Genomic DNA, 24001 nt, shown 5'->3' on the forward strand with positions numbered 1-24001 from the left:
CTTGCTTTTCCGGCAAAATCCAACCCGTTTAAAAAAATGACAACGGTAGTTAACCGGGTCTCCGTTTCCCCCTATCACCCCATCGGGGGGAAGATTTGCCAGGTTTTAGCCGTCACTTGAAGATTGACTTTTGTGCCGATGGGTAGGGGGTTAATGGTGTTGCTTCTGGCTTTGAGTTCTAGTCCGGAAGGGGTGTGCAAAGTATAACGATGTTCGCGACCGAGAAATTGGCGATCGCCGATTTTGGCGATCGCGTTTTCATCCGGTTTGAGCTGAATATCTTCTTCGCGAATCATTAAATCGCCTTGCTCTAAGTCTTCTGAGTCAGGGACGAAAAATGAGCCGATTTCCGTATCCCATTGGGAACCGTTGCGACGAGCAGGGATAAAATTGGCTTGAGTGACAAATTCCGCAACAAACCGAGTTTGAGGATGACGGTAAATAATTTCTGGCGGCCCAATTTGTTCGAGTTGTCCGTTGTGCATCACGCCTACCCAATCACAGATAGAGAGCGCTTCTTCTTGATCGTGTGTAACAAAAATAGCGGATATGCCACTCGCTTTGAGAATGCGGCGAATCTCGGATCTCAGGCGCACTCGCACTTGAATATCTAGGTTGCTCAGGGGTTCATCTAAAAGGACGATGGTGGGTTCTGGTGCTAGAGCGCGAGCCAGGGCAACTCGTTGTTGTTGTCCTCCAGAGAGTTGGTGAGGATAGCGGTTTTGGAGTCCTTCCAAGCTCACCAGGGAAAGGGCTTCTAAGAGCCGTTTTTCAACCGTTCCTGTGCCCGAGCCTCGACGATGCTTCAAGCCAAAGATAATATTTTCTGCCACGGTTAGATGGGGGAATAAGGCATAATCCTGAAACACAATGCCCACATCTCGCTTTTCAGGAGGCACAGAAAAACGAGCTGTTCCCACCTCTTGCCGCCGTAATTCAATCTTGCCCCCAACCGGTTGCTCAAATCCAGCAATTAACCGGAGTAATGTCGTTTTTCCACATCCTGAAGGCCCTACCAAGCCTAAAATATCGCCTTGCTTTAAGGTGAAACTGACCTGATTGACCACAAATCCTCTCTTTGGGTCAAATTGTTTGCTCACCTCTTCTAGGTTCAACACCACCGTCTCTGACATGCTTTGCCCTGTAACCGTTCAATCGATTAAAACTGCTATTACAGTAGCATAGTTTTTAGGCATCTTTTGAGAAGAGTTCTTAGTCTATTGGGGGACAACTCTGGGCCATCTCCATTCAAAAGAACAGATGACAGAGAAGAAGACCCGTTCCTCTTCTCTGTCGAATCTTTACTCGGAGAACACCAAGAGTTACTATAACTTTGTTGAAAATAATTGTCAATACATTAGAATAAAAAAAGTCGGGAAAGACCTTTCCCGACTGCTTTAGGATCGAATGAGTGATGACGGAGTAAAAGACGCGGAGGCAGTTAACTGAGAGATTCAAGATAATCCCGAACTCGATTACGGCGCTTAGGTTGGCGGAGCTTTTGTAAGGCTTTGGCCTCAATTTGCCGGACGCGCTCGCGAGAGAGTTCTAGGGCGCGGCCAATTTCGGCTAAGGAATAGGGATGACCATCACCGAGGCCAAAACGCATTTGAATGACATCTCGTTCCCGACTGGTTAAGTCCGCCATCAGGTGACGCAGGTCTTGTTGTAAGGATTCGCGCATTAAGGATTCTTCAGGGGAAATGCTATCCGTTTCTAGAAGTTCTCCCAGTTCTGTATCTTTATCTTTACCCACCTTGGTTTCCAGGGATACTGAGCGAGGAACCCGCAACAGCACTTCTCGAATTTGGCCTGGGGTCATGTCTAGTTCTGCCCCTAAATCTTCGATGGTAGGGGTGCGCCCTTTGTCTTGGGCAAGTTTACGTTGGGCTTTTTTGATCTTATTGAGTTTCTCAGTAATGTGGACCGGTAGGCGGATTGTGCGGCTTTGGGTGGCGATCGCCCGGGTAATCCCTTGGCGAATCCACCAGTAGGCATAGGTGCTAAAGCGATACCCTTTAGTGGGGTCAAATTTTTCTACTGCTCGTTCTAGTCCCAAGGTTCCTTCTTGAACCAAATCTAGCAACTCTAAACCCCGATTTTGGTATTTTTTGGCCACTGAGACCACCAGACGCAAGTTAGCCTTAATCATGTGGTCTTTCGATTTCAGGCCAGCCGATTGAATTTCGTCTAACTCAGGCACTGTTAATCCAGCTAACTGTGCCCAATGGCGTTTACCTTCGACCAAAGCTACTTTGAGGTCTGCCACATGGGTTCGACCAACTTCTGCCCAGCGCTCCCAACTCGGCCGATGTCCAAGCTGGGACGTGAGGCGATCGCGAATTTCCATTAATCGCACATACTCTTGAATCGGCCCAGTTTCCGATTGTCCAGCTTGATTGCGTAATTCGATCAGTTGAATATAGCGCTGGACTTGTTGAGCTTCTGCCACTTCCTCATCGCGACCGAGCAAGTGGACTCTGCCAATTTCTTGGAGATACAACCGGACTAAATCCGTTGTGCGACGGTTGATTGAGGTTGGCCGGTTACGGGATTCCGTAGACTCCATTTCCAGTTCAGCCATTGTCTCTGAGGAGGTCAAGTCTTCTTGGGAAGTGAAATCCTCCGACGCTTCTAACTCATAGCTAGAGGTAGAGGATTCATTGTATTCAGGGTTCGGGCCAAAAGCAGTTACTGGCGTAGTCATCGTCTCAGTTGCTCCAAGTCATGAAAGGGAAGCATTTATAGGGTTCCTATCCGATTAGGGAACCCTAATCGGGGGATGAATGACAGAATTTTTAGATTTTTTTAATAAATCTATTCGTCTGTGACTTCATCAACTCGATCGGGTTTTCCAAGTTTTGAGAGAGTGAACTTGAGTCTCAATTGCCTAAGCCAGAATGGGCTCGACCAGAGAGACTCAGTTTCTCTAAGAACTCAGGAGTAAGCTTATCAACTTTTACTTACTGTTGTTTACGGTTAAGCCGGTTTTATGGCGTTTTAGCCTTAAGTTAACCAGTTCTCATATTTTTTTATTAGGAGAATCAATTCAGATGGACTATGAAATCCTGCACCCTGATTGATTGAGCGTTCGACTGGGTATCCTATGTTTTTTTGCAAGTCCACTCTACTATAGATAGAGGTTACCTTAAGGGAAGTGACTTGGGTCAAAGGTTGAATTAATCTTTATCACTAAGTTCCCTCAGATCCAAAGATATTCACAAGTGTGAAACCCATACCCAGATTGGGGTAGCCTGGATTGGACTCCCCTTGTCTTTTTTCTTATTCACACTCTAAAATCAGGATTCAGGCTTAATATCTCTTAACATCAGGGCATGAACCGCCTGATGAGGGCTGATTTTCCCTTGCAGCAGTAAATCAACTTGAGTACAGATAGGCATCGGAATCTGATGACTTTGGGCCAGTTGGACTAAAACTTCTGTCGTATTAATGCCTTCTGCGGTTCCCTCCAGATGGTCGAGAATTTCCCATAGGGGTTTTTCTTTTGCGAGTTGATAGCCGACCTGATAGTTGCGGCTGAGGGGACTATTACAGGTGGCTAATAGGTCGCCTAAACCGGAGAGTCCGTAGAAGGTTTCGGGTTTGGCTCCCCAATGAGTGCCGATGCGGATCATTTCAGTTAGGCCCCGTGTGAGCAAGGCGGCTTTGGCGTTGGTTCCCAGGTGTAGACCATCACAGACTCCAGCGGCGATCGCCAAAACGTTTTTTAAGGTTCCTCCCAGCTCTACCCCTAGGGGGTCGTCATTGGTATAGACGCGAAACCGTGTGGAGGAAAAGACCTGTTGCACCCATTTTGCTGCTTGGGGGTCTCGACTGGCAACGGTGGTGGCAGCAGGAAGGCCTTGATTAATCTCTTTGGAGAGATTTGGCCCAGCTAAAACGACAACGCTATTCTCAGGAAAAGCGGTTTGCCAGAGTTGGGAGGGAGTAATGCGATCGCTCGGATCGAGACCTTTGGTAACTGTGACGATCGCAGCAGAAGGCTCAAGTCCACAGGCTTGCACTTGTTCCACAACTGGTTTTACCCCTTTCATGGAAACAGCGCTGAGAACGAGGGAAGCGCCAGCGAGAGCATCGCAGAGGGGCAGATCGCCGCGACGAGACCAAATTTTGACGTGATGGTGGCGATCGCGGGCCAGTTGAGCGAGGGTTTGCCCCCAAACCCCACCCCCGATCGCGGCGATGGAGAGTGCTGGATCTGAAGAGAAGGATGATGATAGGTCAGAAGTCATGGGTGTCTTAAACTAGGGTTTTCTATTGATTCTGATCTATTACCCTTGCAGCTCTGGTGACCCATGGAAAGGGAGAAGATAGACTAAATGCTATCGGGGTCGATGTTGAGTTCGCGCAGTTTTGCAGCTAGGCGATCGGCCCGTTGAGTTTCGCGATCGGCAATTTCTTCCGGTGTCAAAACCAACTCACCCTCAGCAGTGAAGAAGCGTAATTGGCGATCGCGCCTTCCCAAATATAATCCCAATTCCTCGCTCCACAAGTATCCTGACTCATTGGCAGCGATCTCTGCATAGTCGCCCCCCTTGAATATAAATCCCTGTAACTCTAGCGTTTCTAGGTCAAACCAGAAATATTGTGGCGCTCTAAAAATCTTTTGGTAAAGCTCTTTTTTCAATTGGCGATCGGCTGATGTATTTTTCTGCGAGAAGATTTCCACAATCACATGGGGATATTTACCATCTTCCTTCCAAACCACCCAACTTTTGCGCGGTTTTCTCTCCGTTTTCAGGGCAACAAAGAAATCCGGGCTGCGCCAGTTCCCTGATTCGATTTGTTGGCGACTATAGTAGACCGAGAGATTACCCGCAACGTAGAAATCCTGGCGAGATCTCCAATGTCTTTCTAAAGATTGAATTAAGAGGATAACTTGTCTTAGATGCAGGTCGCTGTCCATGGGAGGTTCATTACTGTAAAGATCGCTAGGGGGGAAGATAATCTCTTCTTCCGATTTGGTATTGGATACTAAGGTTGAGGAATCAGTCATGGCAAAAAATAGAGGAATTATAGCGTATCCGGATCGATGTTCAGTTCTCTAAGTTTAGCCGCTAGGCGAGCTGCTCGTTGAGCTTCTGTTTCAGCTCGTTGAGCTTCCGCATCGGCTCGTTGAGCTTCTGTTTCAGCTCGTTGAGCTTCTCGGTCGGCGATTTCATTGGGTGTCAAAACCAACTCACCATGGGCTGTGAAAAAGCGTAATTGGCGATCGCTCCTTCCTAAATACAATCCGAGTTCTTGACTCCATAAGTATCCCGACGGGTTGGCCGCGATCGCCTGATATTGACCCCCAAGCATAACGAATCCTTCAAACTCTAAAGTATCGGGGTCAAACCAGAAATATTCCGGAGTACTAAAAATATTTTCATAAATCTGTTTTTTTAATCCCCGATCTACCGATGCCGTTTTTTTGGATAAAATTTCCACAATCACATTGGGATACTGACCATTTTCCTGCCAAACCGTCCAACTTTTGCGGGGTTTGCGCTCCGTTCCCAGGACGACAAAGAAATCGGGGCCGCGAAAGTCTTCTGATTTGAGTTGTCGGGGACTATAGTAGATGGTGAGGTTCCCTGCTGCGTAGAAATCTTGGCGAGATCTCCAGAGTCTTTCTAAACATTGAATTAATAGGATAATTTGTCTTAGATGCAGTTCACTTTCCACGGGAAGTTCATCACTGTAAAGGTCACCAGGAGGGAAGAGAATCTCTTCTTCTGTGGGTTGGGTATGGGATAAGGTAAGGGAAGAGGCAGTCATGGCGGTACAAAATAGAGGAATTAGGGCGCGATCGCCATCAGCAGGAGTTTTGCTTCAACTGGATATATTTTAGCTGATGCCAAAAATGACAGATTTTGTAGGGGCGAAAAATCTTTCGCCCCTACCTGCTTGTCGCTATTACCCATTATCAGCGCGTTGGCCGATATAAAAAACGTAACCATAATATTGACTGTAATGGCGATAGAGATCGATTTCTTGTTGTTCGCTCTCTAAAACTTGCAAGGTTTCTGGGTCATTTTGATACTGTATTTTAAGCTGATTGATTTTGTTCTCTACTGGCGTATAGTAATCCGTCCACCAGGCAATTTCTGGCAACACAAACGTATCAACGATCGCGTAACCGGCCGTTTCCATGGCGGCCCGATTCTCCTCTAAGGTTCTCATGGAGGGATAACCTTCTTGCCAAAACTGCTTGACGGGTTCGGGAGGATTGGGTTTTAACCAGGTGATTTCGGTGACGGCGATGTATCCTCCGGGTTTGAGGAGCGATCGCCACTTACTCAAGCCGCGATCGAAACCCATAATATAAATCGCACCTTCCGACCAAATCAGATCGAAAGACTGTGCTGCAAAGGGCAAATCTGCCATATCTGCACGGATAACTTGCAGGCGATTTCCCCATTCCTGAGTCTCAAATCGTTGTTTCAGCTCATCCAGATAGGTTGGATAGAAATCAACCGCAGTAATGGTTCCATTACTTAGGGTCGCTAAATCAACCGTTTGTTGTCCTGGCCCACACCCAACATCTAGAATTTGGGGACAGTCGGGTAAGGATTTCAGGCAAGAAAACGCCTTTTGAGTCGATGCAAAATTGCCAGGGCCTTCCCTGGGAAGGTTGCTGTGAATTTGCCAAAATATGGCATGAAAATCAGACATGGGTCAGTCCTAAAGAGTCTTCTAAGCGTTCAACGACTAAATCCGTAACCATTTGTTCGTAATTATTGACATGCCATGGTTTGCGAGGAGCGAAAGGTTCCATTTTCCCAATATTTGTTACTGACAGAACCGCCACCACAAATGCCATAGTATTGACAAGTTTGTTGGCAAAGCTCAACGCCAGCGGTGATATCGCCATAGATGCGTTGGAACTTTTCGCTATAGCACACGGATTCTAAGCTATCGGTGAGGATATTACCGAGGATAAAATCACCGTATTCTGCGGTTTTAATCGCTAACAATTCCGGATCGAACGTGGAAAAATTGCCCTGATGATCGACGTTGAGAATGACGAAGGGGGTAGTTAAGCCACTGCGAGGGATACGATCGCCACTATAAATCAAACTACAAATCCGCTCAAATTCCCGCAGTTTGAATTCTCCACCGCTTTGAGCCGTCAAATCCCAAAATCGGCGAATAAACGCCTTGTAGCGCCTTCTAGCGTCCGTATTGGCGAGCGATGAGGACTGGTGTACCCCCTCTAATTCCTCGATATTAAAGCCCACATCCGTCATGCCATTATCCATGAAAAAGGCAAACAGTTCATCGGCGCGATCGAGGGAATCTTCGGTAATCACGGTGATAATGTTAAACGGTACATCCTGTTCTTGTAGGTGGCGAATCCCGCGCATGGTGCTGTGATGGGTTCCCAGTCCGGTGCGGGTTTTCCGATGGGCATCATGGATAAAATCAGGGCCGTCAAGACTCACGCCTACTTGCACATTATAGCGCTTAAATAGATCGCACCACTCCGGTGTAATTAAGGTAGCGTTGGTTTGTACCGATTGTGCAATTTCGCACCCGGTTTTATTTAAGGTTTTATCCAGTTCTGCAACCTGAGCGAGGGCAGTTTCATAGAACGAAATCGGCACAGCAAGCGGTTCCCCCGCGTGCCAACAGATGGTAAAGCGATCGCCCACAAACGGACTCTCGAAGATCGCGCGAAACACCGGTTCAATCAGATCCAGGGAAAACTGCTGCTTCAGATGGCGATCGGGTAAATAACAATAGTCACAATCGAGATTACAAAAGGATGTCGTTTGCAGAATCACTAAATCTAAGGGGCCAAAGTTAGAGAAATCCAACATACGAGTTATTCATAAGGGTTTATTGTGACTCCATTCTACAGAATCATCCTATTCCCTATCATTCCCGATTCTGTTGCATAAGCGGTGATCCTCATCACTCAAAGGAGCATGAGGATTAGATAAATAAGGGCGAAGTTTCTGGCAAGTTCTCTGCATTAAAGAGTCAAAGTCCACATCCCACACCTTATTAAGCAATTAAGCGCAACTTCATAGAGAAATGGTATTAGGGAGATACTGATAAGAACCCACCCAAATAATCAGCGCATGACCTGTGGCAAAGAGCATCATCCCAACCTCCCCTTTAAGTATTTGCTTAAGTCTCTTGCTCTATAGTGCCAGACACCGAACGAAATCTAATGTATCAAATTAGATGAAACAGTCCACTACTAGCTACTAGCTGAAACCCGATTTGTAGGGGCGAAAAATTTTTCGTCCCTACAGGTGAGGATTCAATCAATTTTCAAACGTCGTGGCTAAAGGTTTCGGAGACAATTGAGCAACTAAAGAGGCGATCGCCTGGGTATAATGGCGATCGGAAGACGTTGCACGTAAACGGGCATTTCGTACTAAGCGCCGTTGCTCTTGTTGACTCAACTCTATCGTCACATCTGGCGTAATCCCCGTTTTACTGATATCGGTTCCCTTCGGCGTGTAATAATGGGCAACGGTCACCGCTAATCCAGAGCCATCAGAGAGGGAATGAACTGCCTGCACTAAAGCTTTACCAAAAGTTTTCATCCCCACAATTTGAGCGCGATGATTATCTTGCAGAGCGCCAGTGAGAATTTCACTAGAACTAGCCGATTTTTGATCGACTAAAACCGCTAAAGGTCTTTTCGTTAAGGCAGTACGGTTTGCTCGTACAGACTCCCAATTACCATCGCGGTCAATGGTACTAACAATTGCTCCATTGTCAAGCCACATGCGGGCAATTTCAATGCTTGATTCTAATAATCCCCCTGGGTTACCGCGCAAATCCAACACAAACCCATCAACGTTTTGATGTTCTAAATCCTTAATCGAGCGCTCCATTTGTTCTGCGGCATGGGAGCTAAATTCATCTAAGCGAATATAGCCGACTCTCAGGGAACCCTCTTGTTTCACTTCATAATTAACCGCAGGTACTTCCACCGTAGCTCGGACTAATTCTAATTCAAAAGGCCCCCATCCGGGTCGGGTTAGTTTCAGTTTAACCTGACTACCCACATCCCCCCGAATCAGTTGGCTAACGGTTTGTATAGACATGCCTTCCGTAGACTGACCATCAATGGCTAAAATGATATCTCCAGCCAGAATCCCCGCTTTTAAGGCAGGAGAGTTTTCATAGGGTTTAACCACGGTTAATCGGCGGGTTTGGGGATGGATTTCTAAAGAAATACCCACCCCTGATAATTCCCCAGAGGTTTGCTCAGTCAGTCGTTGAAACTGCTTAGGGTCAAGAAAACGGGTATAGGGATCATTGAGCTCTTTGAGAGCGGCTCGAATGGCTCTATAGGCTTGATCCGGACTGGTATATTGGCGATCCAGGAGATCCTGTCGCACATTTAACCAATCGACTTGATTAAAATTGGGGTCAACATACTCGCGGTTCACAATTTGCCAGGTTTCATCCACAATGGATTTGGGACTATCCTGTAGGGCTGCACTTACGGATTGACACCAGGCTGTACCCAGTAAACCTAAGCTTGCTGTGGTAGTTAATGTGCCACTGAGCAAGGCAATCTGAAGCGGTTTTAAGCAGTTTTTATACCAATTCATTGGGATTATTCGCGATGGAGGTTAGAGAGTGAGCCGTCCTATTCGGTCTTCATCTTCATTTTATCGATTAATTGAGTCGATGAGCCGCAATACTGAATTAATCGAAGAAGGTAAAAGGCTCAAGGAAGCCCTTTGAGGCTACTTCAAGGGGAAAATCTCACTTTCCCTATTGTGGGCCACTTTTCCCAGGGTTCGACCAGTGAACATAACATAACTTTACATCGACTCAGCAAAATGGCGATCGCCTATACTCAGAATCGCATGGATGGTCGGTTCGTTGGGAGGTGATGATGAAGATTTGGGCGCGACTCGGCTCTTGGGTGCTGCCTCGTTGGTTGCTGTTTGGCACTTTGGTAGGACTTAGTTTGATTATAGTGATTGGCAGTGGTTGGGCGATCGCCACTTCACAAAAACTTTCTGCTGCTTCCCAATCTCCCCTTGATGCCTATCTAATGCTAGGGGGTAGTATTCGCCGAGAAGTCCATATGACGCAAGTCGCTAAAAATCATCCCAACATTCCTATTTTAATCTCCCAAGGAGCCGATGATCCGTGCATTATTCGCCTATTTGAAGTTAATACTGCTCCCCAAAATCAAGTGTGGTTAGAACGTTGCGCCCATTCCACCTTTGAAAACTTTTACTATACGTTACCCATTCTGAAACAATGGGGAGTTCACCATGTGCAAACGATCACCTCTGCTCGGCATCTCCCTCGTGCCCAATGGTTAGGACAAATTATCCTCGGTAGTCATGGCATTTGGATGGAAACGTATACGGTCGAAGAACAAGGCATTCCTGGCAATACGGAATCGAGTTTAAAAACGGGATTAGATGTGATTCGTAGTCTCATTTGGGCAGGACTTAGCCAATTTTATCAACCCAGTTGCGGGCAGTTTTATCGCCTCGTAGACTCTAATTTACAAGAGTGGATAGCCAAAAAATATCGCTGTGAAAATCAATGGGATTTACGCCATATTTTCAAGGATATGCCTGGAATAGGGAATGGGGAATAGGGCGTTATCTCCGCTCCCTTCGACTCCGCTCCCTTCGACTCCGCTCAGGGAGCGTCTGCGTCCTCCCCATTCCCCATGTTTCCCTAAGAGGCAGAACCAGCAACTTTCAATTCTCCTGCCATGATTCGCTTAAAGACTTGATGGTTGCGAACTGATTCTAAGTCGGCATCATTTTGAGCCACTTCCCGATACATGGGATTAATTTTAATGGCCCGATGGAGACTAATGAGGGAAGATTTTTGATCGCCCATTAAGGCATAACAATAGGCTTTATTGTAATGGGCATTGGCATGATCGGGTTTACATTTTAGGGCTTCATCAAGACTCGATAGAGCTTCTTTATAGCGTTTCAGTTTACTGAGGGTGTATCCCCGGTTATCCCATGCTTCATATTTATCGGGTTGTATGCGAAGGGCTTGTTCGTAGGAGGCAATTGCCTCATCAAAGCGATCTAATTTTTCTAAAGTATTGCCCCGATTATTCCAATAATCGGCTTTATTCTCTTCTAACTCGATCGCCCGATCGTAGGCTTCGAGGGCTTCTTCATACCGGTTTAATTCATACAGAACATAGCCTTTTGCATACCAAACTTCGGGATTATTGGCTTGCAAACTCAGAACCTGGTTATAGGAATCTAAAGCGGGTTCATAGCGCCGGATTTGGGCTAAAGAATTACCGCGTTGTTGCCAAAGTAAGGGATCGTCAGCACGATATTGAATGGCTTTATCATAGGCAGAAACGGCTTCTTCATAGCGCTGAAGTTTCACCAAGACATTGGCTAAATTCATCCAAATTAGGGGGTCAGATTGTTTATACGCAACGGCTTTATTATAGGACTCTAAAGATTCTTCATAGTGTTGTAATTTAGCCAAGGTTCCACCGCGATTATTCCAGGCTTCAGGAAAATTCTCCCGTAATTTTAACGCCCGATCGTAGGATGCGATCGCTTCTGAATGGCGGCCGAGTTTGGCTAATGCACCGCCGCGATTATTCCAGGCTTCAGGAAAATGGGTTTGATGGGCGATCGCCTGATCGTAAAGGGTAATCGCTTCATGATACCGACCTTGCAAAAATTGGGTATCTCCTTGCCTCAGATACTCATTGGCTGCTTTAGAATAGGATGGAGGGGGAGGGGGTTGGGCAGGATTTGCCCCATTTGTACCATTTGCCCCATTTGTGCCATTGATTCCATTGCTTGCTCCATGGCCATTTTGCATAGCATTGGCTGCTTCCGTTAACCGAGGTAAAACTTCTGCTAATTTTTGATAAATTTCATCTTTTGCTTTTTCGGTCTCAGCCGCAATTTCCCTAAGTTCCGATACGGCTTCTGACTTAGCGTGACTGATTTGTTGTTCAGCTAATAATTCTTTTTCAGCGATCGCCTCTAACACGGTTTCGGCAGAACCAATGGTCTGTTTAATCGAGGATACCGCATCCTGTTGAAAGCTAGCCAACTCTTGTTTATGAAACTCCGTTTGCTGCTTTAACCGTTGCAGTTGGAGCCAAAAGCCAATGGTCACCAGGGCAAAAAACAGCGCCAAAAACGCCACAAACAAGGCATTCATGGAGATCATCGTACTAAAAAACGTCGCCTCTACTTCATCGGCGATCGCATCCCGCACGTCAGAATCTAATCTTCCCCCCTGTGCAATAAGCTGTTCTTCCTGTAACTCTTGAGCGGCTGAAGGTTCAACCACTGCCAAATTTGCCAGTCCTCCCGTAGACCATATGAGGGTCGAGAGGATGAATGCCATCTGATTGTTCATTTGAGTGCCCGGTAAAACCTGCCAGATTTCTCCAAATTATCCCATTTTTCGTTAAATTGACGAGTGTATTCTAATTCACTGCTAGACGACACGGTAAATAAAGCTTAATGAACACCAAGCCTTAACCGAAAACGCATAACTATCAGGTTTGATCCATTCTGGAGCAAGTTCGGCCCGACTGGCTTGGTGTAAATCTTCTAAAATCGCTTTAGCTGTAGCTCCAGGGTTTTTGACCGTACCCGATACGCCCTTTGATCCAGTTGAAGATTCAGCTAACTTCAAGACTTTAGCCGTTTGCGTAAAAGGAGCCACACTAAAGAGGATTTGGGTGTGGGCTAATCCTTCCCCACAGCATACCGTCCATTCAACTGGGGCGATCGCCTCTGGCAAAAAAATACTGGCTCCTGGAGGAATGACTAACTGTTGATTTTCTACGGTAACATTCAGCTCTGTCTGGCTTCCAGAAGTTGGGCTGGCGCTTTTGGGGGATAAGGAGACTTTAGAGGGTTGAAATAGCTCTAATGCTCCAGAACGATCCAAGCCGAACAACATCACGTATAAGGGGCGATCTTCCTGGTTATGGAGACGGTAACCGATGCGAGAGCCGATCTCTAGATTAAGCAAGGAGGGGATTTTTGCGGCTGAAGTCCGGGGAAGGGGCGATCTCACGGGTTCCTGCCTAGCGATAATTTCTCGTTCGGGAGTAAGCTTCTCCAAAGTAGCTCGCACCGCCAAACGAGACGATCCAGGATTAACCGTTAACTGTAACAGTTTCATCGCCCACAGGCCATCCAGGGTGGGCATTAACCGCCGAATTGCTGTTTTAACGGCTTCATCGGTTTCTCCCATGGTATGGGGAATTAAGTCTAATCCAGGAGAAAATAAGCCATAGCTGTTGTGGGAATTAATACCCTGGGAGAGATTGGAATTAATTCCCTTACTAAACACACAATTAACCGCTTGGGTTAATTCTCCTAAAACCACGGTAGACACATTGGGAATACCTGAAAAGGCACTGGTGGCATCAACCCGTTCTATACGTTCTAAGTCTTGGCAAATCCCCACGACTAAGTTTAGGGAACGGGAGAGATAACGCACCGATTCTTGAATCAGGTGTCCTTCCTCTATGTCTAGGTCAACGTTATTGCCAGGAACCATTACGGCTTTTGCCTTTAAGCCTTCAATCGAGCGCAGTTGAATCAGGGGGGTTGACGCTGGGGGGGACTCTGGCGTTGGGGTGAGAGTAAATAGGGAAGAGGGCTGATAGTTATTGAGGACTTCTGGAGGCAGTCCACCGAGCCACAGAGTCAAACTTTTACCATCTTCACCAATATCTGCAACCCTCCCTTCGGCTCCTTGGAGATCGAGTGCTTTCCACTGGGTAAGGGTTTGAGTCGCGTCCTGACTTTTGGTACCACTTAAATGGGGTTGTTCGCGATCGCCCGCCAATTTTTGTACCTGATTCGAGACAGTCGCTAAACTCACCGATAAGCGAGTTTCAGGGACAGCTAACCACAGATGTTGCGTCAACTCATAGGTCAACAACCCTGCACTAAAACCATTCCACTGACTCTCAAATGCGTTTTCCCCCAATCCTTGACTGGGGGATTGTTCGATGGGTCGCTGAATCGGCATCGCCGCAGAAATCACGACACCCGGCAGTTGTCCAAACCGACGTTGTATCCGCAATTGTTCGGCATCGGCTTTGAGATTGTCGCGCAGTTGGTCTTGCAGTGCTTGTACTTCTGGAGTCAGCTCCATACTGCGAGTTTTCCAACTCTCTTTTAAATGGGGATAAGAGCGTCCCCGTAGCACTCCCATCTGTTGCCGCTCTAGAGTTCCATAACTGGTATCGAGAATGGTCACCACTTGAGTGGTTTTTAGGGATTTGAGCAACAGTTGTAGAGTCGATTCTAGAAGATCGTTGATTTGCCCCCCAGAGGCTTGTGGGAGAGTGCCATCAATGGGGACTAAGCTGCTTTGTAGTTCGGCTGGAGTCTCTCCGGTTTGAACAGAGCGACCATAGCCACTAAAGTGGAAGACTACCACATCATCGGGTCGCACTTGGGAAATCAGATGATTGATAAAAGCCGATTCAATCTGTTCACGGGTGGCTTGCTCATTGGTGAGGGTTAAGATATCGCGGGAACTGAATCCTAAGCGATCAACCAACAGTTCCCGTTGCAGTTCCACATCGGTTAGGCATCCTTGGAGTTTGAGGCTCTCTTTCAGAGGATATTGATTAATCCCCACCAAAAGGGCTAACTTCCGAGAGGTGGGTTTGGCGATCGCCGCTAAAGCGCGATCGCTCAACTGCCATAAACTCGCTTCACTTATGCCTAACGTCGCTAAGGCTAAACCTGCCTGCTGTAGAAATTCCCGCCGCTTCATAATTTGCCATCAGCTATCCGCTCTCCGCTATCAGCCTATCAGCTTTTTAGCCCTTTGCGTTGGGAATGGGAAGTCGGGAGTGAGCAGTCGGGAGTAAGGTGGGTATGGCCCACCTTACCACCACTGACTTCTGAAACCCGTCTATTGCTGAATCTGCATCGCTTTGGCCAATTCAGCCGCTACTTCTGGGCGAGAAAATTCTGGGGGCGGAAGTTGACCAGACCGTAACATTTCCCTAACTTTAGTGCCTGACAAATGAATCCGATCTTCTTTTTTGCTGGGACTGGTTTTTGCCGTAGCCATACCTCCCGTTAATTTGCAGTAAAATGCATGTTCAAATTTCATCGGCACAATGCCCAATTCTGACGGTTCAAACTCATCAAAAATATATTGAGCATCATAGGTTCCATAATAGTCACCAACCCCGGCATGATCTCGACCGACAATAAAGTGAGTACAGCCATAATTTTTCCGCAGAATGGCATGAAAAATCGCTTCTCTGGGGCCAGCGTAGCGCATAGCAGCAGGATTAATAGCCAACATCACCCGGTCTTGGGGATAATATTTTTCGATAATAATTTCATAGCAGCGCATCCGCACATCTGCCGGAATATCGTCACTCTTGGTGGCTCCCACCAGGGGATGTAGCAAGAGACCATCCACCGTTTCCATGGCACATTTTTGAATATATTCATGGGCGCGATGAACTGGGTTGCGAGTCTGAAACCCGACAATGGTTTTCCAGCCTTTTTCTTTAAATGCAGCCCGTGTATCTGCGGGGTCAATTTGATAGTTAGGGAAGAGGGGATGGGGGTCGCGTTGTAAGAGCCAAATGGGGCCCGCTAAATTCACTTCTCCTTGTTCATAAACGACTTTTACGCCGGGATGTTTTTCGTCGTCTGTACGATAAACATTTTTCACTTCATGGGTTTTGTTATATTGATATTTCTGGGTTAACTCCAAAATGCCCACAAAGCGCCCTTGAGGATCGTCTAAACGTACCCAAGATCCTTCATTTAAAGGCTCTGCTACTTCTGGGGTTACCGATAAGGTGATGGGAATGGCCCAGGGGAGTCCATTTTGGAGATGCATATCCGTGACTACGGTTTCATAGTCTTTTTGCTCCATAAAACCGGTTAACGGGCTAAATCCGCCAATGGCAATTAATACGAGGTCGGAAAAGGCGCGATCGTCGAGTTGAACCCGAGGAAGGGTGTCGGCTTTTTGTAAATATTCTTGCTTTTCTTCTGGGGTAACCACTCGGTTGATCAGTTGACCACCATGGGGAGGAATGCCATCAGGATGAATCGTCATAAGATAGTGCGCTTCGCGCGATAATTGGGTAATTTGTAATGGGTCAGGCGAAGGTATGGCCTGGTCTGCTCACCGGTGCTAGGAAGCGTCTCTGATAACAGCGAAAATTGCTGTAAGGCTGTCCGTGGGGACATAAAACCAGGTTGTGCCGCCTTCATCGTACCAAGTTTTGTTCCCCCATCAGGAAACCCGTTTCAATTCAAAATTAAAAAGTAGAAATTAAAAAAATTCTGGGTATGGGTCGGTTGGGCTGATGATCGCAGATCGATCTGGTACATTAGTTAAGCTAACTACTCATAATTGGGTAAAATGCACCCTTAATCTGATTCACATCAGGTTTGTAAGTATGGCAGGGGAATAAGACATATGGCCTTAATCGTACAAAAATATGGTGGCACTTCCGTGGGTACGGTCGATCGCATTCAAGCTGTTGCCGATCGCGTACAACGAACGGTAAACGCTGGTAATTCTGTGGTAGTGGTCGTTTCAGCCATGGGAAAAACCACGGATGGCTTGGTAAAACTCGCTTCAGAAATTTCCGCCAACCCCTGCCGCCGAGAAATGGATATGTTGCTCTCAACTGGGGAGCAGGTATCTATCGCTCTCCTGAGTATGGCCCTGAAAGAAATCGGACAACCCGCAATCTCCTTGACTGGCGCTCAAGTCGGCATTGTTACGGAAAATAATCAGCACACCCGCGCCCGTATTCTGAGCATTAATCCCCAACGCATTGAGCGCCATTTGGGGGAAGGGCAAGTTGTGATTGTGGCTGGTTTTCAAGGGATTGCCCTTTCTGAGGATGTCGATAGTAAAATTCCAGAGGTAGAAATTACCACATTGGGAAGGGGCGGCTCAGATACCTCAGCCGTGGCTTTAGGCGCGGCACTCAAAGCTGATATTTGTGAAATTTATACGGATGTTCCCGGTATTTTGACGGCTGATCCCCGTTTGATTCCCGATGCCCAATTGATGAGCGAAATTACCAGTGATGAGATGCTGGAATTAGCCAGTTTAGGAGCCAAGGTCTTGCATCCTAGAGCAGTAGAAATTGCCCGCAATTACGGTATTCCTTTAGTGGTTAAGTCCAGTTGGACGGACGATCCGGGGACGAAGGTAACCTCTGCCAAACCTTTCCCCCGTCCCTTGGAAGGACTGGAACTGGTGCGTCCAGTGGATGCAGTGGAATTTGACACCGATCAGGCAAAAGTCTCTCTATTGCGGGTTCCCGATCGCCCAGGGGTAGCGGCTCAGTTGTTTGGTGAAATTGGCGACCAGAATCTGGATGTAGATCTGATTATCCAATCGATTCATGAAGGGCAAACCAATGATATTGCCTTTACGGTGACAACAGATTCCCTCAAACGCGCAGAAGCCGTTTCAACTGCCATCTTACCCGTTCTTGCCCAAGGGTCTAGCCTCGATAATGCTGAGGTGATCGTCAAAGAAAACATCGCCAAAATTAGTATCTCTGGTGCGGGCATGATTGGCCGACCGGGGGTCGCGGCACAAATGTTTACAGCCTTATCTGAAGGGGGGGTCAATATTCAGATGATCTCAACTTCTGAGGTGAAAGTCAGTTGTGTCGTCGAAGCCACAGAGTGCGATCGCGCCGTGGAAATTCTGACCTCAACCTTTGACGTACAAGTTCAGGCGGCTAAAGCGATCGACTCCGGTACTCAACCCCCCGTTCGAGGTGTCGCCTTAGATCTTAAACAAGCTCGGTTAGCCCTGCTCCGTGTGCCCGATCGCCCCGGAACTGCCGCCGAGTTGTTCAAACTGTTAGCCGAACATAACATTAGCGTGGATATGATTATCCAATCCCAACGCTGTCGGGTGATTAATGACCTCTATACCCGCGATATCGCCTTTACCGTCGCGCAAGCTGATGCCCAAGCCGCTCGCACGCTCTTAGAGGAACTGGCTTCAGGATGGGGATCGTCAGAAGTGGTTGTGGATGAAGCGATTTCCAAAGTCAGCGCCGTAGGCACAGGAATGATTAATCATCCCGGTGTAGCGGCAATGATGTTTGCTGCCCTATCTAAGGAAGGGATTAACATTCAGATGATCGCTACCTCTGAAATTAAAATTAGTTGCGTCGTCGATCAAGACTCTGGAGTAAAAGCATTGCAAGCTATCCATGCCGCCTTTGGCCTCGCTGGCAGCCAAAAAATCACTGTCCCCGCGTGATGGGGGAATGGGGGACGCGGGGACATGGAGAGAGCTATGAAGAAACCAAGTTTCTATATCCCTATTCCCTATTCCCTATTCCCTAGCACGAAGCGCTATAGTTCTAAACACCGATCGCATACCGATTCCGCCCTTTATGTTTCGCTTCATACAATGCTCGATCCGCCAAATCTAGGAGTCTGATTAAGTGAGAATATGGAGTGGGTGTTACACAAGCAATCCCTAAGCTAATCGTCACAATAGGTTCCGGTAACTCGGTTGTCATATGGGGAATGTTTAGGTTACCGATCGCCTGTTGCATTTGTTCTGCTACAGTAATGGCTCCTTTGAGAGGAGTATTGGGTAAAATCGCAGCAAACTCTTCCCCGCCATAACGGGCAATTAAATCAGCCGGGCGTTTGAGGGTAGAAGAGAGGGCTTGGGCGACTTGTTCCAGACAGCAATCACCGATGATATGACCATAGGTATCATTGTATTGCTTGAAATAATCAATATCACAAAGAATGAGAGACAACGGCAGGGCTTCCCGTTGCAGTCGTCGCCATTCGTGTTCTAAATGCTGATCGAAATAACGACGATTGGCGACTTGGGTTAAGGCATCCACATTCACCAAACGCCCTAATTCTTGATTGGCTTGTTGCAGTGCATCATACAATTGGGACTGTTTAATGGCGATCGCAATTTGTTCAACAATCCGGACTAAAATCTGGTATTCAGGAGAATGCCAGGCTTTAGAGATGTCATCGCAATCGACAATTAATATACCCCAGAGGTCATTCTGTTGATAGATGGGGACACTCAGGTGCGTTTTCACTTGGTTACGATCTAGACCGACTGGAGCATAGATCTCAAACTGGCGATCCTTCGATTCTGGATTGACAAAGGATTGGATCTTGACGGTTTCACCGATGGATAGCGTCTTTGCCTTGGGAGAATCGGCGATCGCCACAATTTGATATTCTTCCTCAAATACACAACGACAAATCATCACCCGACTCGCACAAAACAACGCCTGGATACTGAAAACTGTGGTCGTTAAAATTTCTTCTAAATTCAGAGAATAATGAATTCCCTGAATAATTTTGAGTACAATCAGCTCTTTTTCGGCTTGGCGCTGACTTCGTTCCCGTAAATGCTTTAACTCTAAATGAGTTTTCACCCGTGCCAAGAGTTCTGGAGGATGAAATGGTTTCGTTAAATAATCAATTGCTCCTTTCTCAAAAGCTTGGAGCAGATGATCCATCTCTTGACTTGCTGTTAAAAAAATTAGGGGAATATCTTTAAAATTGGAGTCCGCTTTCAGCCACTCGCAAACCTGAAAACCATCCATATCTGGCATCATTAAATCCAGTAAAATCAAATCAGGTTTTGCCTTTTTTACTCGGTCTATGGCTTGTCGTCCTCCCATGGCAAATGTCAGCTTGTAACCAATGGGAGATAACACCCCCCGTAAAACCTTCAAATTGTCTGGATTATCATCTACAACCAGCAATAAACAATCTTCTGGTTTCATCAATTGGGCTTCAGAGTTGAGGAATTTGGTCAAGAGCGGCCCACCTCCTCTGCAACGTTCTCTAAAAGAGTTTTGAATTTCAGTACGGTTTGGGGTATCATATCCCAATCAAAGTTATCCAATTGTTTCTCTAAATTTTGAATATAATTGACTAAAGGTAAATAGTGATATTTTATCGTAAGAGTCTGTAAATCTTCAACAAACTGCTCAACTTCTTCAATTTCTAACGTTTCAGATAAGCCAACCCAAGAGTTTTCTTCAAGAATTGTTAGTTTTTCTAATAGTTCAGCTAAATGAACGGGAGTGAGTGACGACTCAAAAGAATTGACTTCTGGATTAACTGGGGCAATATCGTTCGGGCTGGAGGAAGAGTCCAACTCTTGAGAGGGAGGGAGTAGGGACTGAAGGACCCGAATCAAATCACTTATCTTGACCGGTTTGAGCACAAATCCTTGACAGATGGATTTAAGTTGTTGTTCATCTTTAAATTCAGAAGAAGCAGTAACAATGACAATGGGAATATGGTTAGTTTTTTCATTTTCTTTGAGAAAATTGGCGACTTCCCGGCCATTCATCCGTGGCATACGCAAATCTAATAAAATCAGATCTGGGACATACTTAAACGTTACTCGAATAGCTTCTTCTCCATCTTCTGCAAACAATAAGGTATGAGCTGTATCTCTAAAATATCCTCGAATCAGTTCTCGATTAGATACAATATCATCAACGACTAAAATGGTAGAAGGCTGAAACTGATTCAAGTCAGAAATTGGATATTCTTGAACACTTTCCAGGACTCGAGAGTGACTAATAGTAACATCAAGAAAGCGAAAAATAAAGAGACTACCCTGAGCCAATTTGCTCTGTAATTCAATCGTTCCTCCCATCATATCAACTAAACGGCGTGTAATGGCTAGTCCTAACCCTGTACCGCCAAACTTACGGTTACTTTGACCTTGACTTTGAGTAAAGGCATCAAAGATATATGCTTGATCGCTTTCGCTAATTCCAATTCCGGTATCTCTAATCCTAATTTCTAGATTGATTCTATCTTCGTTATTAGAATCCTCTTTGGATTCTAAGCTAATCTGAACCATTCCTGAAGCTGTGAATTTAATGGCATTTCCAACCACATTAAATAAAATTTGACGCAAACGAACTTCATCAAATATGACTAAATCTGGTAAATGGTCATCCAGGTTCATCTGGAGACTCAGACCTTTATCTTGAGCTTTATGTAGAAAAATATTATAGATATCGTTAAAGATATTTTTTAAATAGCTGGGTTCAGGGTCAAGTTCAAGCCGACCGGCTTCGATTTTGGACAGATCGAGGATATCGTTAATTAAAGATAATAAAGTTTTACTACTGGCGGCAATCGCTTGTAAGTATTCTTGGGATAAGGGTTTTTGCAGTAAGGGTTTGAGGAGTTCGGTAAATCCCAAGACGGCATTCATCGGTGTACGAATCTCATGGCTCATATTGGCTAAAAATTCACTTTTGGCTCGATTCGCACTATCGGCCATTGCCTTTGCCTGTTCTAATTCTTGATTTTTTTGGATTAATTCTTCTCGTTGGCTAATTTCTTTTTCCAGTAATGAAGCTTGGGCGATGGCAATACCCAGTTGTCCCGCTAACGTTTCGATCAGTTCAATATCCTCTTTTGTCCAATGACGATAATCATCACATTGGTGTAGACCAATTACTCCATTAATTTGTCCTTGGTAAAATGTCCCTACTGACAGCATGGATTTGAGGTGGATTCGCTCACAGGTGGGTTGCATATTGGCCAGCAATGGATGGGTATGGACATTATCACAGGCGATCGCCTCTTCCTGACTCATGAGTTGTTCTACATGGGGATTCCCTTCTAGAGGAACGGCAAAATCTTGCAATGAAGCATAATTACCCCTCAAATATTCTGCTACAACGGGGATAGAGAGTGTCCATTCCGGGTTATATAAATGAATCAGGCAACGGTTTACCTGGAAGGTTTGGCCAATTTTTTCAGCAGCTACCTGAAAAATAGTGTCAATTTCTAGGCTTTGACGAATGGCGGTGGTTATTTCTTGCAGTAGTAGGGCTTTGTTGAGTTGATAAACTAGAGCAGCTTCTTGCTGTTTGCGGTGGGTAATATCTCGAATAACAGCTAATACACTCTCGTTATCAAAGGGAATCAAACGACATTCTTCACAGTAAACCGTTCCTTGAAGGGGAATTTCATATTCATAGCTCTGAATCGTTTGGGTATTGAGGGTCGTTTGGATATATCCGATTCGTTCTGGAGTCACCAGTTGAGGGAGAGCTTTCATCAGATGCATTCCCGGAAATTGTTTTTCTGGTTCTGGAGCATTAAGGTCGGCAGGATGGACGTTCATTACATCGAGAAATTGACCGGTTCTACTCAATCGAATCATTAAGTCAGGGATGGCATCCATTAAAGCGCGATTGGTCGTTTCGGTTTTCTTGCGTTTCGTAATGTCCATGACTGTACCGAAATAACCGGTGATATCGCCATTATCATTACGAACGGCGATCGCACTTCCCCAAACCCAAACGACTTGACCATCTGGTTTCTGAAAACGGTATTCTAGGTCAAATGGACGGCCTTGTTGGCTCGATACAGTCCATTCCTCAAAAATAACTTCTCGATCCTCTGGATGTAAGGCTTGCTGCCAAGCATCTCCTAAATAGCTTTCGGGTTGATAGCATCCTGTCATCTCAGCCCATTTGGGATTAACATAGAGGCATTGACCTTGGAGATCGGTCTGAAAAATACCCACTGGAGAGTGGGAGACTAGAACTCGAAAGCGTTGTTCACTGTTTTGCAGAGCAACTTGGGCGAGTTGGCGATCGCTAATATCTTGTACTAAATAGGAAAATCGAGGACGCTCTGGATGGACAAATCCGATAAAGCTCACGGTTGCCCACAAGAAATATGACCTGTTTTCTACATAGTATTCATACTCAAATTCAACTGGCTCTTGGGTTTCCATTGCTTCTCGGTAATGGCTAATCCATCTCTGAACATGTTCAGGGGGAGCGCCCATGAGACTCGCTCGCTGATTGGCCATTGCGTCTGGGGTTGTGCCAAAAAAACGAGCGGATGCTTGATTATCAGACAGATGTACAACATCATTTTCGAGCAGTTCTACAATTCCCATCATTATGGGAGAGCTATTATAAAAACTCCGTAGCATTGCCTCTCTTTCTTCTAGTTTTAATTCTGCTTGTTGACGATCCATCATTTCTTGATTGAGTTTCTGATTGATCGTTTGAATAACATTAAGTTTATTTCGCCAACTTTGGAGAATAGAAATCCCAAGAGCAATACTCCAACTGGTTAATAGTCCTCCGGCTAAAAATTGAGAGGGAAAAGGAGAATGAAGTTTCTGAATCCACCATTTTTGAGGATATAATGTGAATTTCAGCATTTGACCATAAAGGTTAACCGTTTTTATGACTTTGCGATCTACATCAATTTCTTGAGAGAGTTCTTTTTGGTAGATGACTTGCTCTCCCTGAATAATGATTAATTGATAATGATGATGACGCAAGGGTTCTAAAAGATAATCGAACAAAGTCTCTAAATTTACAACTGAAACGATATATCCATTAAAAGTACTGTCTTCTGCGTTTGGCTCAAGCTCTAAGAATAGGGGATCAACAATCAAAATACCCCGGTCTCCTCCAGAAAGTAAAAAATTTTCTGTTAGAGTCATTTGTTGGGTGTAGTATGAGCTATCTAGAGTGCGTTTATAATCTGCATTTTGATTTAAGTTGATATGGGCAGTCAGTTGGGGATGTTCAGGACTGACACTCCAACGAATTTGATGGTTCATATCTACCCAGGCTAAAGCTTGCAGTCCGGCAAAATCTTCAACATAGTTGAGAGCGTCTTTTTGCCACAGAATTTCAGGAGTTCCCCCCGCAGCTTCCCAGCGATCTCCCATCCGTTGTAGGGCTAAAATTTGTTCCCTGAACTGTGATTCTAGATGAATTTGCAGTATTTCAGCCTCTTCTAGAATAGACTGTTGCACTAATTCCCGGTCTTGACTTTCTAACTTTGACCAAACCGCTAGGATTCCTAGAGATAGGACACACCCGAAAATCCACGGTAATTTTAATTTGAAATATTGCCCAGCCACACTATCAGAGAATTGAAGTTAAGGGTATATTCAATAGCTTATCCAATACCCCATGTAATGACAACTTTAGAACCTGAGTGTGGTT

General features: G+C 45.8%; 14 protein-coding genes and 1 pseudogene. 2 read left to right on the forward strand and 13 right to left on the reverse strand.

Annotated features, from left to right (window positions below):
- Window positions 1-74: 74 nt before the first annotated feature.
- The 8 genes and pseudogenes from PN466_RS07785 to ctpB form a co-directional block, all read right to left on the reverse strand.
- On the reverse strand, window positions 75-1133 hold the full coding sequence (locus PN466_RS07785; protein WP_271938371.1) for an ABC transporter ATP-binding protein: 1059 nt from the start codon (window positions 1131-1133) through the stop codon (window positions 75-77).
- Window positions 1134-1441: 308 nt separating this feature from the next.
- On the reverse strand, window positions 1442-2707 hold the full coding sequence (gene sigC / locus PN466_RS07790) for an RNA polymerase sigma factor SigC (protein WP_271938373.1): 1266 nt from the start codon (window positions 2705-2707) through the stop codon (window positions 1442-1444).
- Between the two features lie 592 nt (window positions 2708-3299).
- Entirely contained in the window at window positions 3300-4253 is a 954-nt protein-coding gene (locus PN466_RS07795; RefSeq protein WP_271938375.1) for an NAD(P)H-dependent glycerol-3-phosphate dehydrogenase, read from the reverse strand.
- A gap of 83 nt (window positions 4254-4336) precedes the next feature.
- The gene (locus PN466_RS07800) at window positions 4337-5017 is read right to left on the reverse strand and encodes a Uma2 family endonuclease (protein WP_271938376.1); all 681 of its coding nucleotides are present in this window, start codon (window positions 5015-5017) and stop codon (window positions 4337-4339) included.
- Between the two features lie 17 nt (window positions 5018-5034).
- A complete protein-coding gene (locus tag PN466_RS07805; protein WP_271938378.1) occupies window positions 5035-5781 on the reverse strand; it encodes a Uma2 family endonuclease in 747 nt (248 codons plus the stop codon).
- A 138-nt stretch (window positions 5782-5919) separates the two neighbouring features.
- The gene (locus PN466_RS07810) at window positions 5920-6678 is read right to left on the reverse strand and encodes a class I SAM-dependent methyltransferase (RefSeq protein ID WP_271938380.1); all 759 of its coding nucleotides are present in this window, start codon (window positions 6676-6678) and stop codon (window positions 5920-5922) included.
- Window positions 6671-7826, reverse strand: a pseudogene (grrM, locus tag PN466_RS07815) (cyclophane-forming radical SAM/SPASM peptide maturase GrrM/OscB). Before grrM ends, PN466_RS07810 begins: the two are co-directional and overlap by 8 nt.
- 453 nt (window positions 7827-8279) lie before the next feature.
- Window positions 8280-9584 (reverse strand): carboxyl-terminal processing protease CtpB, encoded by a 1305-nt coding sequence (ctpB, locus tag PN466_RS07820; RefSeq protein ID WP_271938383.1) that lies wholly within the window; start codon window positions 9582-9584, stop codon window positions 8280-8282.
- Between the two features lie 287 nt (window positions 9585-9871).
- Here ctpB and PN466_RS07825 point away from each other — a divergent pair, with 287 nt between their 5' ends.
- On the forward strand, window positions 9872-10597 hold the full coding sequence (locus PN466_RS07825; protein WP_271938385.1) for a YdcF family protein: 726 nt from the start codon (window positions 9872-9874) through the stop codon (window positions 10595-10597).
- A gap of 83 nt (window positions 10598-10680) precedes the next feature.
- Here PN466_RS07825 and PN466_RS07830 read toward each other — a convergent pair whose 3' ends face one another.
- The 3 genes from PN466_RS07830 to sat form a co-directional block, all read right to left on the reverse strand.
- Entirely contained in the window at window positions 10681-12351 is a 1671-nt protein-coding gene (locus tag PN466_RS07830) for a tetratricopeptide repeat protein (protein ID WP_271938387.1), read from the reverse strand.
- Between the two features lie 93 nt (window positions 12352-12444).
- Window positions 12445-14754 carry a caspase family protein gene (locus PN466_RS07835; RefSeq protein WP_271938389.1) on the reverse strand — a complete coding sequence of 770 codons (2310 nt, stop codon included), beginning with the start codon at window positions 14752-14754 and terminating at the stop codon, window positions 12445-12447.
- 141 nt (window positions 14755-14895) lie between these two features.
- Complete coding sequence (gene sat, locus PN466_RS07840; protein WP_271938391.1) at window positions 14896-16068, reverse strand: sulfate adenylyltransferase; 1173 nt, start codon at window positions 16066-16068, stop codon at window positions 14896-14898.
- Between the two features lie 366 nt (window positions 16069-16434).
- Between sat and PN466_RS07845 the strand changes: the two genes are divergently transcribed.
- Window positions 16435-18255, forward strand: a complete 1821-nt coding sequence (locus PN466_RS07845; protein WP_271938393.1) for an aspartate kinase — start codon at window positions 16435-16437, stop codon at window positions 18253-18255.
- 103 nt (window positions 18256-18358) lie between these two features.
- Here PN466_RS07845 and PN466_RS07850 read toward each other — a convergent pair whose 3' ends face one another.
- Window positions 18359-19801 carry a diguanylate cyclase domain-containing protein gene (locus PN466_RS07850; protein WP_271938394.1) on the reverse strand — a complete coding sequence of 481 codons (1443 nt, stop codon included), beginning with the start codon at window positions 19799-19801 and terminating at the stop codon, window positions 18359-18361.
- Window positions 19798-23916, reverse strand: coding sequence for a PAS domain S-box protein (locus PN466_RS07855; protein ID WP_271938396.1), 4119 nt, complete (start codon window positions 23914-23916; stop codon window positions 19798-19800). Before PN466_RS07855 ends, PN466_RS07850 begins: the two co-directional genes overlap by 4 nt.
- Window positions 23917-24001 lie beyond the last annotated feature (85 nt).

Source organism: Roseofilum reptotaenium CS-1145, assembly GCF_028330985.1.
In the GTDB taxonomy this organism is placed as follows: Bacteria; Cyanobacteriota; Cyanobacteriia; order Cyanobacteriales; family Desertifilaceae; genus Roseofilum; species Roseofilum reptotaenium.

Bases quoted from the DNA above. Each gene is read 5' to 3' on its own strand.
- PN466_RS07845 (WP_271938393.1), top strand. From the start codon at position 16,435: ATGGCCTTAATCGTACAAAAATATGGTGGCACTTCCGTGGGTACGGTC.
- sat (WP_271938391.1), bottom strand. From the start codon at position 16,068: ATGACGATTCATCCTGATGGCATTCCTCCCCATGGTGGTCAACTGATC.
- PN466_RS07795 (WP_271938375.1), bottom strand. From the start codon at position 4,253: ATGACTTCTGACCTATCATCATCCTTCTCTTCAGATCCAGCACTCTCC.
- PN466_RS07835 (WP_271938389.1), bottom strand. From the start codon at position 14,754: ATGAAGCGGCGGGAATTTCTACAGCAGGCAGGTTTAGCCTTAGCGACG.
- PN466_RS07810 (WP_271938380.1), bottom strand. From the start codon at position 6,678: ATGTCTGATTTTCATGCCATATTTTGGCAAATTCACAGCAACCTTCCC.
- PN466_RS07825 (WP_271938385.1), top strand. From the start codon at position 9,872: ATGATGAAGATTTGGGCGCGACTCGGCTCTTGGGTGCTGCCTCGTTGG.
- PN466_RS07805 (WP_271938378.1), bottom strand. From the start codon at position 5,781: ATGACTGCCTCTTCCCTTACCTTATCCCATACCCAACCCACAGAAGAA.
- sigC (WP_271938373.1), bottom strand. From the start codon at position 2,707: ATGACTACGCCAGTAACTGCTTTTGGCCCGAACCCTGAATACAATGAA.
- ctpB (WP_271938383.1), bottom strand. From the start codon at position 9,584: ATGAATTGGTATAAAAACTGCTTAAAACCGCTTCAGATTGCCTTGCTC.
- PN466_RS07800 (WP_271938376.1), bottom strand. From the start codon at position 5,017: ATGACTGATTCCTCAACCTTAGTATCCAATACCAAATCGGAAGAAGAG.
- PN466_RS07785 (WP_271938371.1), bottom strand. From the start codon at position 1,133: ATGTCAGAGACGGTGGTGTTGAACCTAGAAGAGGTGAGCAAACAATTT.
- PN466_RS07830 (WP_271938387.1), bottom strand. From the start codon at position 12,351: ATGGCATTCATCCTCTCGACCCTCATATGGTCTACGGGAGGACTGGCA.